This window comes from Streptomyces sp. iso_384, from assembly GCF_056172905.1.
In genome coordinates this window covers 6,847,796-6,865,270 of record NZ_JBWBTT010000001.1, presented here as the reverse complement: position 1 = coordinate 6,865,270, position 17,475 = coordinate 6,847,796, and the positions used below count along the sequence as shown (strand labels likewise).

The window sequence follows — 17,475 nt, the reverse complement described above, 5'->3', positions numbered from 1 at the left end:
AGACCGTACGCAGCCGGAATCACCGGTCAATTGCCCGCCAAATGACCGTAACTGACGGATACGTGCACCTCGGACGGCCGGGGGAACAGCGCGCTCTGGGGAGGCGTCGTGGACGACTACGCGGGTCGGGTGCTTGCCGACCGCTACCGCCTTCCGCTGCCCCCGTCCGATGGGTACGAACTGGCCGAGACCCGGGCGTTCGACACCTACAGCGGCCAGGAAGTCCTGGTCCGCCAGGTGCCGTTGCCGGAGATCGTCGACGCGGAGGTGCTCGACGCCGACGGGGGGACCTCGGCGTCGGGGCGTGCCACCGGGCGGGCGGTCCGCCGCAGCACGGACCCCGCGGTCCGGCGGGCGATCGAGGCCGCGCAGGCCGCCGCCCAGGTGCCCGACCACCCCCGGCTCGACCAGGTCTTCGACGTGTTCGCCGAAGCGGGTTCGCTCTGGATAGTCAGCGAGCTCGTCGCGGCCCGCCCGCTCGCCGCCCTCCTCGCCGAACGCCCCCTCAACCCCTACCGGGCCGCCGAGATCGGCTCCGACGTGCTCACCGCCCTGCGGGTGCTGCACGCCCACGGCTGGACCCACCGCAACATCACCGTGCGCACGGTCCTCGTCTGCGACGACGGCCGCGTCATGCTCACCGGCCTCGCGGCGGGCGCCGCCGAGGAGGCGCTCTGCGGGTACGCGCCCGAACCGCGGCCCGACGCCGACCCGGTGGCCGCCCCGACGACGTACGGCATCCCGGCCGTCGAGCCCGCCCCGCCGAGGGAGCTCGGCGGGGCGTATTCGCTGCCACCGGCCAGGAGCGAAGCGGACGCGGAGTACGCGGGGCACGCGGCGGTCGAAAGCCATGCGGTCGGCGCGGAGTACGCGGCCGTCCAGGAGTACGCCGAGCCCGGAAGCGGCGAGAGCGACAGCGACAGCGCCGGCGGTCAGGGTCGCGAGGGCCGGGAGCTTTCCGTTCCGCCGCTGCCGCAGGGGTACGCGCCGCGCCGGCGCGACGACGATCGGTACGACGACGGCCAGGACGACGACGGCCAGGACGACGACCGCAGCGATCTGCCGTCGGGCCGCGAGACCCGACCCGTTCCGGAGCAGCGCGCCGACGGGCAGGAGATCGTCCCGCGCCCGGCCGCCCCCGCCGTCCCGTACACCGCCGTACCGCCCGCCGAGCCGGGCGCCGCGAGCGCCGCCCAGTTGCGGGCCGCCCGCGCCGGGGCCATCGCCGCCTACCGGGCGGGCGCGCGGGCCGCCGCCCGGGTCAGCGAGGACCGGCAGCAGGCCGACCGCACCCCGGCCGACCTCACGAAGTCGCCGCGGCCCGGGGGCGATACCGCCCCGGAGGCCGACAGCGCCGGATCCGCACCCGGCACGGGCACCACGGCCCCGGGCGCGAGCACGGACACCGGCGACACCACCACCGGCACCGCCCCCGACGGCACCAGCACCGGCGCCCTCCCCTTCCAGCCCCCTGCCCCGGCCCCCGGAGCCCCCGCCACACCCCGGCTGACCGCCCCCTGGGGCAGCCCCGCCGACGACCCCTACGACGACGAGGACGACGAGGACGACGAAGAGGGCCCCCGGCCGTCCGGCCGGCGCGTCCACCTCGCGGGGACCTGGGACGACGGGCCGGGCGCGGGGCGGCCCGTCTCCGCCGGCGGTTCCGGCGCGGACGCGCTGCGCGCCGACTCCCGGCGGCCCGGACCGCCGGCCCCCGCGCCCAAGCAGCTCGCCCGCACCGCCCCGTCCCCGTCCCGGGCCCGGGAGGACGCCGTCGCGGGCGGCGAACCCGCCGTCTACCGCGGCCCCACCACCCCGCTCGCCGCCGAACGCGCCCGCCAGGCACGGATCGCCGTGGTCGGAGCCGTCACCGAGCGCTGGGCCCCCGAGCAGGCGGGCCCGGTCCACGACAACTGGCAGCTCGCGCCCCCGATCGGCCCCTCCACCGACCTGTGGGCGCTCGGCGCGCTGCTCTACCGCGCCGTCCAGGGCCACGCCCCCTACCCCGAGGAGAACGCCGCCGAGCTCGTCCAGATGGTGTGCGGCGAGCCGCCCGCCTTCGCCGAGGAGTGCGGCCCGCTGCGGCCCGTCGTCGAGTCGCTGCTGCGCCAGGACCCGACGGAGCGGCCGGACTTCGAGGAGTTGCGCGGCTGGCTGCGCTCGCTGGTGCGCTCCGCGCCGGAGCCGGAAGCGGGCGCCGATGTCGTCCCCCTGCCCGCGCCCGACGCCACCCGGCTCCCCGTCGTACGCCGCCGGGGCGAGCTGGTCCGCCGACGCCGGGGCCGTTTCGGCGGCGGCGCAGCGCACGGAAGGCACCGGCAGGGGAAGCGTCAGCAGCCGTCCAAGCAGCGCGGCGGCGGCAAGCAGCATGACCGCCACGACTCGTTGCTGCCGCCCGACCGGTCCGTGCGGATGCCCGTCGAGGCCTGGGAGGAGGAGCGCCCGGCCCGTGCGCCGCGTGCGCCCAAGGGGCCCCGGGTGCTGCGGGAACCGCCGCGCCGGGGCGAGCGGCCGTCGTCGCCGCGGAGTCTGGGCCGGCTGCTGCTCGTCCTGATCCTGCTGCTGATGGCCGCCGCCGTCGCGTACGCGGTGATGTTCCTGCCGAAGCAGGGGGAGGGCGGAGACAGCGGAGCGCCGGCATCGCCCACCGGCTCCGCCGCACCGCCCGCCGCCTCCGGCGAGCCCGAGCCGTCCGCCTCGTCGGACGGGTCCGCCGAGGCCGGCTCCCAGCAGCCGCAGACCAGCCGGTCGGCCGTCGCGCTCGCCTCCGGCTACACGCTCCGCAAGGACGCGGAGGGCTTCGAGGTCGGCGTACCGAAGGACTGGCAGCGCAGCCCCGCCAACGCGGACCGTCAGATCCGCTACGGCAGCGACGGGTTCACCCTGCTCGTGGTGCCCGGCCGGGACACGGTGAAGACGGGCGGCAGCGATCCGCTGGAATACCAGCGGAACAAGGAGCCCGAGCTCCAGCCGTTCCGCGACTCCAGCTGGTCCTCCTCCTCCGGGCTGCGCCGGGTCGACGTCGGGCGGCAGGCCATGGCCGAGGGGCAGTTCACCTGGCAGGAGAGCGGCGGGCGCGAGGTGTACGTCCGTAATCTCGCGATGATCGTCGACGGCAGGTACCACGTCATCCAGGTCATCGGGCCGGAGAACGACCGCGACAAGGTCACCGAGATCTACGAGCAGGCCATCGCCTCGTACCGGGTCGGAGCCTGACCGCACGTCATCGTCACCACACCGCCACGGGCGTTGTGCGGTGTCGACAACCATCACAGTGCGGTCTCGTGGGCGATCCCCGGTTCCGCCTTTCCGTTCCGCCTCCGTAATCTGGCAAGCCGAGGAACGGGGCGGGGACATCACGTGGATCGATCACAGGGCACGGACGCGGGACTGGTCCTGGCGGGGCGCTACCGGCTGGGCGAGGTCCTGGGCCGGGGCGGCATGGGCAAGGTCTGGCGCGCCCACGACGAAGTGCTGCACCGCACCGTCGCCGTCAAGGAGTTGACCGCCGGGCTGTACGTCGCCGAGGCCGACCGGCTCGTCCTGCACGCCCGGACGCAGAAGGAGGCGCGGGCGGCTGCGCGCATCACGCACCCCGGCGTCGTCACCGTCCATGACGTGATCGAGTACGACAACCGCCCCTGGATCGTCATGCAGTACGTCGACGGACCCTCGCTCGCCGACGCCGCGAAGGAGAGCGGTGAGGTCGCCCCGCGCGAGGCGGCCCGCATCGGGCTGCATGTGCTGAGCGCCCTGCGCGCCGCCCACGGGGCCGGGGTGCTGCACCGCGACGTCAAGCCCGGCAACGTCCTGCTGGCCCGCGACGGTCAGGTGCTGCTGACCGACTTCGGGATCGCCGCGATCGAGGGCGACTCCACCATCACCCGGACCGGCGAACTGGTCGGCTCCATCGACTACCTGGCACCGGAACGGGTACGCGGCGGCGACCCGGGACCGGCCTCCGACCTCTGGTCGCTGGGCGCGACGCTGTACACGGCGGTCGAGGGCACCTCCCCGTTCCGCCGTACCTCCCCGATCTCCACCATGCAGGCCGTCGTCACCGAGGAGCCGCCGGCCCCGGTCAACGCCGGTCCGCTCGGCGCCGTGATCGTCGCGCTGCTCCGCAAGGACCCGGCCGACCGGCCCACGGCCGCCGAGACCGAGCAGATGCTGCTGGACGCCATGGAGGGCCGCGAACCCCGCGCGGCCCAGGCGCATGTGCCGACCCGGCGCTTCGGCGAGGACGCCCGCTACGGCTACCCGGACGCGAACGGCCCCGGCGGCGCGAACGGCTCCCGCCCCTCCGACGGCGCCACCGCCCGGCTGCCCGGCGCGGCCCCCGCCACGACCGCGCCGCCCGCCACCGGCCCGGACCACGCCCACCCGGTCACCGGCCCCGCCTCCGCCCCGGTGACCCGGCGCGCCGGATCCCGGTGGCGCACGGTGCTCGTCGTGGTCGTCGCCGCGGCCGTCCTCGGCGGCGCGGGCGGGCTGTTCGCGATGAAGTACGGGGACGGCTCGGGCGACCCCGCCGGAACGGGCGGCGGTACGTCCGCGGGCCGTACCCCGCCCGCGAAGCAGACCACCCCGGAGCCCACCGACCCCGCCCAGGGGGCACCGGAGATACCCGACGGCTGGCACCGGGTCGACGACCCGGCGGGGTTCAGCCTGGTCGTGCCGGAGAGCTGGACCCGGCAGTACCAGGACGGTCAGATCGACTACACCCCGGACGGCGGGGCCCACCGGATCCGCATCAGCGTCGACCCGGACCCGGACTTCGACCATCCGTATCTGCATATGGAGAACATGGAGGAGCAGCTCTCCGGGCGGCTGCCGGGCTACCAGCGGATCGGGATGGAGAAGAACACCTTCCGCGACCGGCCGGGCGCCCTCTGGGAGTTCACCTGGAACGAGACCAAGGACCATCCAGGACCCCGGCACGGCATCGACCAGATGTACTACGGCTCCTCCGGCGGCCCCGAGTACGCGCTGTATCTCACCGCCCCGCAGGAGGGCTGGGAGGACAGCCGGAAGAAGTTCGACATCATGCTGCGCAGCTGGAGCGCCCCGAAGACGTGACCGCGGGCGCCCGATGCCCGGCCCGGGTCGCTGTACGGTCACGGCTCTGCATCCGCCGGCCGCCCCCGGTGGTGCCCGGCCGGGCGCGTGAACCAGGATGAGCGCAAGACAGATCACGGGGGACGGGCGAACGAGCCCACGAGCTACGGGCTCCAGCCACCGCACGCACCGGGCGGCTCCGGCGCGCAGCACCCCGCGCCCCCGGCGTACATCCCTTCCCCGACCGCCCAGGCGAGCGCCCCCGACCATGGGATGGGCACGGTGTGGCGGGCGCACGACCAGGTCGTCGACCGCGAGGTGGCCGTCAAGGAACCGCGCGTACCGGAACACCTCGGCGAGCGTGAACACAGCACCGTGCACCAGCGCATGCAGCGCGAGGCGCGGGCCGCCGCCCGGATCGACCACCCCTCCGTCGTCACCGTCCACGACGTGGTGATCGAGGACGGCAAGCCGTGGATCGTCATGGAGCCGGTGCGCGGCCCGTCGCTCGGAGACCGCCTCCAGGAAGGCGCCCTGGACCCCGCGAGGCGGCCAGGATCGGTCTCGCGGTCCTCGACGCCCTGACGGCCGCCCATGCGATCGGCATCCTGCACCGGGACGTCAAGCCGGACAACGTCATGCTCGGCACCGGCGACCGGGTCGTCCTCACCGACTTCGGGATCGCCCAGGTCGAGGGCGAACAGCAGCTCACCGAGACCGGCGCGTTCGTCGGCTCGCCCGAGTACATCGCGCCGGAGCGAGTCCTCGGACAGCGCCCCGGGCCGGAGTCGGACCTGTGGTCGCTGGGCGTCGTGCTGTACGCGGCGGTCGAGGGGATGTCCCCGTACCGCCGCTCGCACACCCCGGCCACCCTCCAGGCCGTGCTGTCCGCCGAGCCGCAGGTGCCCGCCCGCGGCACGGGCGCGTTCGGCACGCTCGTGATGCAGCTGCTCCGCAAGGACCCGGCCGCGCGCCCGTCGGCCGCCGAGGTCCCCCGGACGCTCCAGCAGCTGGCCGCCCCGGCCCCGGCGCCGGTGACCTCCCCCTGCGGAGCGGTCCCGGCGGGCGGTGGCGGCGGCAGCAAGTGGGTGCCGCCGGTGCTGCACCGCAACCGCGTCGCCCGGTTCGCCCTCGGCGGCGGGGCGCTGGCGGTGGTCGTCGCACTCGTGCTGGTCCTGCTGAACCCGTTCGCGAGCGACGGATCGCCCGAGAACTGGCAGATCCGGCCGGAGAACGAGGTCCTGTCGGCGGACGTGGCCGTGCCGGAGGAGTACAAGCGGGTCCAGGACGACGACGGCGAACTGGTCTGGTACGCGGACCCCAGCGGCGTCTTCGAGATCGCCTTCTGGCACCGCGCCCCGGAGAGCGACGACACCACCGACGACAACCCCGGGGCCGGCGCGGCGGCCCGCGAGGCGTACTACGAGAAGGGCGGGGCGAACACCACCCAGATGGTGGACGCTTCCGTCACGTACAAGGACGCCACGCACCAGGGGCGCAAGGCGGTCGAGATGAGCACCGAGTTCACCCCCTACGCCTCCTCCGGCGACGACCCCGTGCGCTACCGCTTCCGGGAGCTGCTGATCCCCCGGCGAGAAGGAGAGCGACCCCTACTGGCACGTGCGGGTGCGGATGCCCGCGAAGAGGCAGGCGGCGAAGGACGGCGACGCGATCTTCACCGAGGTCACCGAGGGGCTGAAGATCCACGCCCCCTGAGGGCGCCGGAAAATTCACGCTCCCCGGGCCTCCCGCACCGGACGCCGCTGGGCGGTCGGCCGTATAGCCACTGATCAGCGGTTATGTCGCCAGCGATCACTGGCTCGTTCAGGGTCGGCGTCGGACGGGGGTGGCGGGTCCTGTGAAAAACTGTTACCCACGGGTACCCAAAGGCTTCGGCTGGACATACTCTCGGCCTCATGACGGACTCGCAGGCCCCTGACGCCCCTCTCGGTACGAACCCCGTGGCGGTCGCCCCCGCCGGTGTGCGCACCGCCGCCGACGTGGTCACCCCCGAGGTGATCGCCCAGCTGACCCGGGGCGTCGTCGGGTCGGGCCGCACCGCCAACCACACCCCCTTCACCGGGGAGAAGCTGGCCGACCTGCCCGAGTCCACCCCCGAGGACGTGGCCACCGCCTTCGACCGGGCCCGCGCCGCCCAGCCCGTCTGGGCCGCCGTCCCCGTACGGCAGCGGGCCGCCGTCCTGCTGCGCTTCCACGACCTCGTCCTCAGCCGCCAGTCCGAGGTCCTCGACCTCATCCAGCTGGAGACCGGCAAGGCCCGCCTGCACGCCCACGAGGAGGTGCAGGCCGTCGCCGTCGCCGCCCGCCACTACGGGCGCAAGGCCGCCTCCTACCTCAAGCCCCGCCGCCACACCGGCGTCGTCCCGACCCTCACCAAGGTCACCGAGCTGCGCCAGCCGCGCGGCGTCGTCGGCCAGATCGCCCCCTGGAACTACCCGCTCGAACTCTCCGTCGGCGACGCCCTGCCCGCCTTCGTCTCCGGCAACGCCGTCGTGATGAAGCCCGACACCGAGACCGCGCTCACCGCCCTGTGGGCCCGCGACCTGCTGATCGAGGCCGGACTGCCCGCCGAGGTCTTCCAGGTCGTCCTCGGCGAGGGCCCGGTCGTCGGCCCCGAGGTCGTCAGCCGCGCCGACTACGTCTCCTTCACCGGCTCCACCCGCACCGGCCGCGAGGTCGCCGTCGGCGCGGCCTCCCGGCTGGTCGGCGTCTCCCTGGAGCTCGGCGGCAAGAACGCCATGCTCGTCCTGAAGGACGCCGACGTGGAGAAGGCCGCGGCGGGCGCCGTCCGTGCCTGCTTCTCCTCCGCCGGTCAGCTCTGCATCTCCATCGAGCGGCTGTACGTCCACGAGTCGATCGCCGACGACTTCGTACAGCGCTTCGCCACCCGGACCAGGGCCATGCGGCTCGGCAACGCCCTCGCGTACGGGGCCGACATGGGCTCCCTCGTCGGCGAACGCCAGCTGGAGACCGTCACCCAGCACGTCGACGAGGCCGTCGAGAAGGGCGCGACCCTCGTCGCCGGCGGCGTCGCCCGCCCCGACATCGGCCCGCTCTTCTACGAGCCGACCATCCTCGACGGCGTGGAAGCGCCGATGTCCGTCTGCACCGAGGAGACCTTCGGGCCGGTCGTCGCCATCTACCGCTTCAGCGGCGAGGACGAGGTGATCGCCCAGGCCAACGCCACCCCGTACGGCCTCAACTCCAGCGTCTGGACCACCGACTCCCGGCGCGGCCACCAGGTCGCCGCCCGGCTGCGCACCGGCACCGTCAACATCAACGAGGGGTACGCCCCCGCCTACGGCAGCGTCCAGTCCCCGATGGGCGGCATGAAGGAGTCCGGTCTCGGCCGGCGGCACGGCTCCGAGGGCATCCTCAAGTACACCGAGGCCCAGACCGTCGCCCAGCAGCGGCTGATCCCGCTCGCGCCCGCCTTCGGGATGGACGACGAGAAGTACGCCGCGTTCATGACCCGCAGCCTCAAGGCGATGAAGGCGTTCCGGCTGCGCTGAGACAGCGCAGCACGTCCTTTTCGTACTGATTCCGTTCCGAGGAGTGCCATGTCCCAGGACAGCCCTGCCCAGAAACAGGCCGCGAGCCGGATTCCGGCGATCCCCGTCCCGGCCGAGGACGACGCCGCGTACGACTACGACGTCCTGGTCGTCGGCTCGGGCTTCGGCGGCGCGGTGTCGGCGCTTCGGCTCACCGAGAAGGGTTACCGCGTCGGCATCCTGGAGGCGGGCCGCCGCTTCACCCCCGGCACGCTCCCCAAGACCTCCTGGGACCTGAAGAACTACCTCTGGGCCCCGGCGCTCGGCCTCTTCGGCATCCAGCGCGTCCACCTCCTCGGCAAGGTCATGGTGCTCGCCGGGGCCGGGGTCGGCGGCGGATCGCTCAACTACGCCAACACGCTGTACGTGCCGCCCGCCCCCTTCTTCGAGGACCGCCAGTGGGCCTCGATCACCGACTGGCAGGACGAGCTGAAGCCGTACTACGACCAGGCCCGCCGGATGCTCGGGGTCCGCCTCAACCCGACCATGACCCCCTCCGACATCCACCTAAAGTCCGCCGCCGAGGCGATGGGCGTCGGCGACACCTTCCACCTGGCCCCGGTCGGCGTCTTCTTCGGCGACGGCAAGGACGCCGACGGCACGGCGAAGGCCAAGCCCGGCTCCACCGTCCCCGACCCGTACTTCGGCGGGGCGGGCCCCGCCCGCAAGGCCTGCACCGAGTGCGGCGAATGCATGACCGGCTGCCGCCACGGCGCGAAGAACACCCTCAACGAGAACTACCTCCACCTCGCCGAGAAGGCCGGAGCGGTCATCCACCCGATGACCTCCGTCGTCGGGATCACCGACGACCCCGAGGGCGGCTACCGGGTCCTCACCGTCCCCACCGACCGCCGCAGGGCGAAGCCCACGAAGCTGCGGGCCCGCAAGGTCGTCGTCGCGGCCGGCACGTACGGCACCCAGACCCTGCTGCACACCATGAAGGACCGCGGCCTGCTGCCCCGGCTCTCCGCGAAGCTCGGCGAGCTGACCCGTACCAACTCCGAGGCGCTGGTCGGCTCCCAGACCAGCGACCGCCGCTACCGGAAGAAGCACGGCATCGCCAGGGCCGACTTCTCGCAGGGCGTCGCGATCACCTCCTCGATCCACCCCGACGACAACACCCACATCGAGCCCGTCCGCTACGGCAAGGGCTCCAACGCCATGGGCGCGATGTCGATCCTCCAGGTCCCCTACGGGGCCCACCGGGTGCGCGGCTGGCTCGCCAACATGGTCAAGCACCCCACCCTCGCCGCCCGTTCGCTCTCCAACCGCCGCTGGTCCGAGCGCACCATCATCGGCCTGGTCATGCAGTCGCTGGACAACTCCCTGACCACGTACCGCAAACCGGGCGGCATCGGGAAGGGCCTGCTCACCGCCCGCCAGGGCCACGGCGCGCCCAACCCGACCCAGATACCTGAGGCCACCCGCAGCGCCACCCTGCTGGCCGAGGAGATCAACGGCTTCGCCGGGTCCAACGTCGGCGAGCTGATGGGCACCCCGCTCACCGCCCACTTCCTCGGCGGCTGCCCGATCGGCGCGAGCGCGGAGGAGGGTGTCATCGACCCGTACCACCGCCTCTACGGCCACCCCGGCATCAGCGTCGTCGACGGCTCCGCGGTCTCCGCCAACCTCGGCGTCAACCCCTCGCTGACCATCACCGCCCAGGCCGAGCGCGCGATGTCGCTGTGGCCCAACAAGGGCGAGGCGGACCCGCGCCCGGAGCAGGACGCGGCCTACGAGCGGCTCGCCCCCGTCGAACCGCTCGCGCCCGCCGTGCCCGAGGAGGCGTTCGGCGCGCTGAAGCTGCCGTTCCTGGGCCTGCCCGTGGTGCCGCCGAAGGGGACGACGGAGGCCGGGAAGGATGTCAAGGGCGTAGGGAACACCCCCGTCCCCCGTCCGTGACCGTGCCCCGTCGTCCATGACCGTACCCAATCCGTGATCTTGGGGAGGGCAACTGTTCGGGGAGCTGCGCGGTCGAACCCGTACCGCGACAACTGTCACAGCAGCCACACAGCTCCTTGCCGAGTACCAGAGGTCCCAGATGAAAAGCTGTTCCCCGAGAACCGTGCTGCACCGCGCAGCCGGCTCGTTCGCCGCCGCCGGTCTGCTGGCCGCGGCCTCGCTCGCCGGGGCGGCCGCCCCGGCACAGGCCGCGGACACGCCGGTGTTCACGCTGGGCGGCCCGGCCGAGACCGCCCTGCACCCGTACCCGGAGAGCGGCAAGCCGAAGTCGTCCACGGTCGGGATCACCCTCAACAACCCGTCCGATGACGAGGAGAACGGCGGCTTCGGCGGCGCCTTCACCCTCACCTTCGACCTCAGCGGCGTCGCGGGCGTCGCCGACGTGAAGTTCGACGGCGAGTCGAGCCCGGACTGCAAGGTCACCGGTACGAAGGCCGTCTGCGAGGACTGGGGCATCTGGCCCGGCCTCCAGGGCGCGGCCGACCTCGTCGTCACCGCCGCCGACGGCAGCGAGAACGGCGACACCGGCACGATCACGGTGACCGGCCAGGCGGACGGCGCCACCTTCACGCCGTTCACCACCCGGCTCACGGTCGGCGGCCCCGACCTCGTGATGGAGCGGCTGCCGTTCAAGACGGAGCTGACCCCGGGCGAGAAGCAGCAGGCCCCGATCACCTTCGCCAACCGCGGCACCCGGGACGCCGACGGCGTCCTCCTCACGCTGCGGTACTCGCGCGGCCTGGACATTCCGCAGCGCTACTCCAACTGCGAGTACACCGTGGACGACCCGGACCTGCCCGACTTCGGCTGGACCACGGCGCTCTGCTCCGTCGAAGGAGCCTTCGAGGCGGGCGCGACGTACACGCTGGCCACCCCGCTGACGCTGGAGGCCACCGAGCGCGCCTACTACGACACCTTCCTCTACGGCATCCACGAGGACAGCGCCGCCCAGCGCACCGCCCAGCGAGCGGGCGCCCCCTTCGAGCGGGGCGCCGGCGGCGTGCTGAAGGCGGTTCCGGCGAAGAAGGGCGCCGCGGCGAGGAGCACTGACCTCGACCCGTACGACAACCAGCAGGAGGCCGACTTCCGTACGGAGAACACGGCCGACTTCGTGGCGTACGGCGACCAGGTGGCCGGACCCGAGGGCTCCACGGTCAAGGCCGACATCGGCTTCCGCAACGAGGGCCCGGCGTGGATCGGCCACATCCGCTCCGGCGAGGACGTCGCCACCGTCGACTTCACCGTCCCCCAGGGCGCGTCGGTCACGTCGAAGCCGGAGCGCTGCCGCGCGGTGACGGCCGACGGAAAGTACCGCGAGGACCAGAACAGCCCCGCGCCGCGCTACGTCTGCAACACCTCGATGACCGTACGGGACGGGGCGGGCCTCGACCTGCCCTTCGAGCTGCGGGTCGACAAGGCCATGGTCGGCGCGAGCGGCGCGGTGACCGTACGCAACACCTGGCTGCAGAACCCGAAGCTTCCGTTCGACCCGAAGCCCGCCAACAACACGGCCTACCTGATCCTGAACGGTGAGGGCGACGGCTCCGACTCCGGCGGTGCGACGGCCGGCGGTGACGGTGGCTCCGGCGAGCCGTCCACCCCGCCGACCTCCGCCCCGGACCCGGCGGAGAGCCCGTCCGGCACCTCCGGCCCCTCGGCCTCCACCTCCACCACGTCCGGCGGCGGCGCGGCGGGTACGACGGGCGGCTCCGGCGGCGGCCTCGCCTCGACGGGGTCGATCGCGCTGATCGCCTCGGGCACGGCGGCCGCGGCGCTGGCGGTGGGCCTGCTGCTGTTCACGGCGGCACGGCGACGGTCCGCCGCGCAGCACATCTGACGCCCGACCGACGGGGAGCGATGCGGAGGGGGCGGAGGAGGGAACAGGCCTCCGCCGATACGTTCCGATGCGGCCGGCCCGGGCGTCCCCGGGCCCGGCCGCATATGGGGTGACCGGGCTGCTGTCCCCTGCGGACCGGTCACGTACGCCGGGTCGTGGTCCCACGACGCACCTGCGGTACGTCACACTTCCCGGCGGAGCCACGCGTGGTTTCCTGCCGATGCCGCCCCTGGTTGGCACGGACATCAGGACCAACGAAGGCACCGCGCCCCCGGTCACGCGCCGTACGGGTGAGACGGGGCCCGAACGCAGATACGGCCCCTGTCCGGCAGGCGGAGAACCGTTCCCGCGGAGGGTCTTCCGGGGCCCTCACACCCGGCCGCGGCACAGCTCCAGGAGCGTCATCGCCAGCGCGGTGCCCGGCTTGCCCAGCGCGTCCCTGTAGTGGCCGAGCACGGCCGTCTCGCGGGAGAGGTTGACCCGGCGGCCGCCGGAGGTGATCCGGGCCTGCTGGATCACCGCCGAGACGGCCATCCGTTCCTGGACGAGGCCGATGATCCGGTCGTCGAGGGCGTCGATGCGCTCACGGGCGCCGCCGATCAGGGCGGCGGCCTCGTCGGTGTGGGCGCCGGTGGCCGTGGTGGTGTCCGTGGCGGCGGTGGTGCTGCTCATGGTGGTGACTCCTGATGGTCGGAGGCCACCCGGGGCGAACGGGCCCGGATACGCAGAACGCCCCGGGCCTGATGGCCCGGGGCGCCTGGAACGTTGCTTGTCAGTGGCTCAAGCAGCACGACCATGGCAGCCGGCGGGCCGGATGCCATAGGTAAAGACGAAGATCGTGTGCTGACGCATGGGCACAGTATGGCCCCGCTCCGGCTGCCCCGACAAAACGGCGCCCGGATCCTGAGACGCGGAGCCCCGCGCCCGGCCCGGCGGAGGGTGTGCGCACGGCCGGTAGAATCGGAAGAACCGACCCCCTTCACCACCGCCGGAAGGCCGCCCCGTGCCAGCAGCACCCCCCGCCGCCCCCGACGCCACGGCCGACGTGGTCCTCGTCGTCGACTTCGGCGCGCAGTACGCCCAGCTCATCGCCCGCCGCGTCCGTGAGGCCCGGGTCTACAGCGAGATCGTCCCGTCCACCATGCCGGTGGCGGAGATGCTGGCCAAGAACCCGCGCGCGATCATCCTGTCCGGCGGCCCCTCGTCGGTGTACGCGGAGGGCGCGCCGTCCCTGGACCGCTCGCTCTTCGAGGCCGGGGTGCCCGTCTTCGGCATGTGCTACGGCTTCCAGCTGATGGCCACCACGCTCGGCGGCACGGTCGACGACAACGGGGCCCGTGAGTACGGCCGTACCCCGCTGCACGTCACCAAGGCGGGCTCGACGCTCTTCGAGGGCACGCCCACCGAGCAGCCGGTGTGGATGTCGCACGGCGACGCCTGCTCGGCCGCGCCCGAGGGCTTCACGGTCACCGCCTCCACCGACGTGGTCCCGGTCGCCGCCTTCGAGAACGACGAGAAGAAGCTCTACGGCGTCCAGTACCACCCCGAGGTCCTGCACTCCACCCACGGCCAGCAGGTCCTGGAGCACTTCCTCTACCGCGGCGCGGGCATCGAGCCGAACTGGACCACCACCAACGTGGTCGAGGAGCAGGTCGCCCTCATCCGCGAGCAGGTCGGCGACAAGCGCGCCATCTGCGGCCTCTCCGGCGGCGTGGACTCCGCGGTCGCCGCGGCCCTCGTCCAGAAGGCCATCGGCTCCCAGCTCACCTGCGTGTACGTCGACCACGGTCTGATGCGCAAGGGCGAGACCGAGCAGGTCGAGAAGGACTTCGTCGCCGCGACCGGCGCGAAGCTGAAGGTGGTCGACGCCGAGAAGCGCTTCCTGGACGCGCTGGCCGGGGTCTCCGACCCCGAGCAGAAGCGGAAGATCATCGGCCGCGAGTTCATCCGCGTCTTCGAGCAGGCCCAGCTGGAGATCCTCCAGGAGGAGGGCCCCGAGGTCGCCTTCCTCGTCCAGGGCACGCTCTACCCGGACGTGGTCGAGTCCGGCGGCGGCACCGGCACCGCCAACATCAAGTCCCACCACAACGTCGGCGGCCTCCCCGACGACATCGAGTTCCAGCTCGTCGAGCCGCTGCGTCAGCTGTTCAAGGACGAGGTCCGGATGGTCGGCCAAGAGCTGGGCCTCCCCGAGGAGATCGTCCAGCGCCAGCCGTTCCCCGGCCCCGGCCTCGGCATCCGCATCGTCGGCGAGGTCACCAAGGACCGCCTGGACCTGCTCCGCGAGGCCGACGCCATCGCCCGCGAGGAGCTGACGGCGGCCGGCCTGGACCGCGACATCTGGCAGTGCCCGGTGGTCCTCCTCGCCGACGTCCGCTCGGTCGGCGTCCAGGGCGACGGCCGCACCTACGGCCACCCGATCGTGCTGCGCCCGGTCTCCTCCGAGGACGCCATGACGGCCGACTGGTCGCGCCTGCCGTACGAGACGCTGGCGAAGATCTCCACCCGCATCACCAACGAGGTCGCCGACGTCAACCGCGTCGTCCTCGACGTGACGAGCAAGCCGCCGGGGACCATCGAGTGGGAGTGACCCCTCCCGGGCTCGGCTGTACCCCGGCGCCCCCAGGTCAACGCCGATGCCGTCGCTCATTCGTTTGGGCGGCGGCATTGTCGTATCGGATGGGTACGCTGAGTGAAGAGACGAGACTTCGGCGTATGGGAGTAACTATGAGCGCCGCACCCGAGGACAGGCTTGAGCAGGAGCCGAACCGGTGGCCGGTTCCGCCCGAGGGCGGCTGGACGGCGGACGACCTCGACCGGATTCCGGGCCTCCCGCCCCACACCGAGCTGATCGACGGGAGTCTCGTCTTCATGAGTCCGCAGCGGAAGTTCCACACGCGAGCCATGTGGCTGCTGGAATCCGCCCTCCTCGCCCACGTCCCCGCGGATCTGGACGTGGACCGGGAGATGACCATCAGGCTGGACACCAGCAACCGCCCGGAGCCCGACCTCCTGGTGTACAGGGCCGACGCCGACACCGGCCCCGACCAGACCTGGTACGCACCGGAGGACGTCGTCCTCGCCGTCGAGGTCGTGTCCCCCGATTCCCTGGAGCGTGACCGGGGCGTCAAACCGCGCAAGTACGCCGAGGCCGGGGTCAAGCACTTCTGGCGGGTCGAGCAGGGTGACGACGACCTGCCCGTCGTCTACGTCTACGAGCTCGACCCGGCGACGCACACCTACACGCCCACCGGAATCCACCACCAGAAGATGAACCTGTCCGTTCCCTTCCGGATCGACGTGGACCTCGGCGAGATCTACCGCCGGGGCCGCCGGTAATTCCCTGGCACGGGCATCGCCGCCCGTGCCAGGCTCCTCCACCATGTCCGCCGAAGAAGTCCGCGCCGTCATCTCCGCCGCCGGGAACGACCGCCTCACCTGGAACACCCCGCTCTCCGAGGAACACGCGGCCCGCCTGATCGCCGCCTGCGCCCCCGCTCCCGGCGCACGGATCGTCGATCTCGGATCCGGCTGGGGCGAGCTGCTGATGCGGCTCGTGGAAGCCGCGCCCGGCTCCACCGGGGACGGCGTCGAGACCGACCCGGAAGCCGTGGCACGCGGGCGGAAGCTCGCCGAGGAACGGGGGCTCGCGGACCGGGTGAGATTCCACGAGACGCCCGCCGCCGAGTGGTCCGACGGCGGATACGACCTCGCCGTCTCCATCGGCTCCTCGCACGCCTGGCCCGGCACCACCCGCGAAGCCCTCTCCGCGCTGGCCGCCACCGTGCGCCCCGGCGGGCGCGTCCTGTTCGGCGAGGCGGTCTGGCAGCGGGAGCCCACGCCCGCCGCGCTGGAGGGCATCGGTGCCGGGCCCGGGGACTTCGGCTCGCTGCTGGAGCTGATCCGGCTGGCGGAGTCCGCCGGGCTGCGCGCGCTCCAGGTCACCGTCGCCGACGAGCGCGAATGGGACCTCTTCGAGTCCGATGGCCCGATCGGACGCGGGCAGCGCTGGGCGCTGGAGCACCCGGACCATCCACTGCGGGCCGAGGTGACGGCCGAGATCGACGCCCGCCGCACCGGATACTACGGCGGCTACCGCTCGTACCTCACCCTCGCCTATCTGGTGCTCGGCACCTGAGCAGCGCCCTGAGGGCGTCCTGCCTCTGGTCACCTGGTCCACCCGGCGGTAACTTCCGGTCCCGTACGCCCTGGGAACCCGAGGAGCCGCCATGCCCGAGCCGGTCGCCGTGCCCGCCCCCGCCCCGATCCCCGTCGACCAGCTCCAGTTCGCGATGCCGCCCGTGCACGCGTCCCCGGACGAGGAACGCGCGCACCGCAGGGAGCGACTGGCGGGCGCACTGCGGCTGTTCGGGCAGCTCGGGTACGAGGACGGCGTCTCCGGGCACATCACCGTGCGCGACCCCGAGCTGGCGGACTGCTTCTGGGTCAACCCGTTCGGCGCGACGTTCGCCGACATCGCCCCGCAGGACCTGATCCTCGTCAACGGCGACGGCCAGGTGGTCCGGGGCCGCTTCCACGTCAACCAGGCCGCGTTCGCGGTGCACGCGGCGGTGCACCGGGCCCGGCCGGACACCGTGGCCGTCGCCCACACCCACTCCGTCCACGGGCGGGCGCTCTCCGCGCTCGGGGAGCCGATCGAGCCCATCACCCAGGAATCCTGTGCCTTCTACGAGGACCACGCGCTGTACGACGCCTACTCCGGGGTCGTCGTGGACGAGGAGGAGGGCCGGCGCATCGCCGCCGCGCTCGGGCCGCACAAGGCGGTGATCCTGCGCAACCACGGGCTGCTGACCGTCGGCGGCTCGGTGGACGCGGCGGCCTGGTGGTTCCTCACGATGGAGCGCGCCTGCCAGGTACAGCTGCTGGCTCGGGCCGCCGGGAAGCCCGTGCTCATCTCGCACCGGGACGCCGTCACCACCCGCGACCACCTCGGCAGCGACCTGGTGGCCTGGATCAACTACCAGCCCCTGTGGCAGCGGATCGTTCGAACGTTCTGACGACACCCGCCCCCGGGCCGCCCCGATG

10 protein-coding genes and 1 pseudogene are annotated in these 17,475 nt (G+C 73.1%); 10 read left to right on the top strand and 1 reads right to left on the bottom strand.

Features of this window, described 5'->3' with window-relative positions; genetic code table 11:
• Positions 1-108: 108 nt before the first annotated feature.
• From AC0VY3_RS30660 to AC0VY3_RS30635, 6 genes and pseudogenes are all read left to right on the top strand, one after another.
• The gene (locus AC0VY3_RS30660) at positions 109-3,216 is read left to right on the top strand and encodes a protein kinase (RefSeq protein WP_475551082.1); all 3,108 of its coding nucleotides are present in this window, start codon (positions 109-111) and stop codon (positions 3,214-3,216) included.
• 144 nt (positions 3,217-3,360) lie between these two features.
• Positions 3,361-5,079 (top strand): serine/threonine-protein kinase, encoded by a 1,719-nt coding sequence (locus tag AC0VY3_RS30655; protein WP_475551081.1) that lies wholly within the window; start codon positions 3,361-3,363, stop codon positions 5,077-5,079.
• 252 nt (positions 5,080-5,331) lie between these two features.
• Positions 5,332-6,774, top strand: a pseudogene (locus tag AC0VY3_RS30650) (serine/threonine-protein kinase).
• A 200-nt stretch (positions 6,775-6,974) separates the two neighbouring features.
• Positions 6,975-8,591 (top strand): succinic semialdehyde dehydrogenase, encoded by a 1,617-nt coding sequence (locus AC0VY3_RS30645; protein ID WP_475551080.1) that lies wholly within the window; start codon positions 6,975-6,977, stop codon positions 8,589-8,591.
• Positions 8,592-8,639: 48 nt separating this feature from the next.
• Positions 8,640-10,532 (top strand): GMC oxidoreductase, encoded by a 1,893-nt coding sequence (locus AC0VY3_RS30640; RefSeq protein ID WP_475551079.1) that lies wholly within the window; start codon positions 8,640-8,642, stop codon positions 10,530-10,532.
• A gap of 139 nt (positions 10,533-10,671) precedes the next feature.
• Positions 10,672-12,429, top strand: a complete 1,758-nt coding sequence (locus AC0VY3_RS30635) for a peptidase (protein WP_475551078.1) — start codon at positions 10,672-10,674, stop codon at positions 12,427-12,429.
• 369 nt (positions 12,430-12,798) lie between these two features.
• Here the strand turns inward: AC0VY3_RS30635 and AC0VY3_RS30630 are convergent, their stop codons facing one another.
• A complete protein-coding gene (locus AC0VY3_RS30630) occupies positions 12,799-13,101 on the bottom strand; it encodes a chorismate mutase (RefSeq protein WP_475551077.1) in 303 nt (100 codons plus the stop codon).
• 331 nt (positions 13,102-13,432) lie between these two features.
• Between AC0VY3_RS30630 and guaA the strand changes: the two genes are divergently transcribed.
• From guaA to AC0VY3_RS30610, 4 genes are all read left to right on the top strand, one after another.
• Positions 13,433-15,019 (top strand): glutamine-hydrolyzing GMP synthase, encoded by a 1,587-nt coding sequence (guaA, locus tag AC0VY3_RS30625; RefSeq protein ID WP_006126969.1) that lies wholly within the window; start codon positions 13,433-13,435, stop codon positions 15,017-15,019.
• 137 nt (positions 15,020-15,156) lie between these two features.
• The gene (locus AC0VY3_RS30620) at positions 15,157-15,768 is read left to right on the top strand and encodes a Uma2 family endonuclease (RefSeq protein ID WP_030084455.1); all 612 of its coding nucleotides are present in this window, start codon (positions 15,157-15,159) and stop codon (positions 15,766-15,768) included.
• 43 nt (positions 15,769-15,811) lie between these two features.
• A complete protein-coding gene (locus AC0VY3_RS30615; RefSeq protein ID WP_475551076.1) occupies positions 15,812-16,567 on the top strand; it encodes an SAM-dependent methyltransferase in 756 nt (251 codons plus the stop codon).
• Positions 16,568-16,658: 91 nt separating this feature from the next.
• On the top strand, positions 16,659-17,447 hold the full coding sequence (locus tag AC0VY3_RS30610) for a class II aldolase/adducin family protein (RefSeq protein ID WP_103507433.1): 789 nt from the start codon (positions 16,659-16,661) through the stop codon (positions 17,445-17,447).
• Positions 17,448-17,475: the final 28 nt, after the last annotated feature.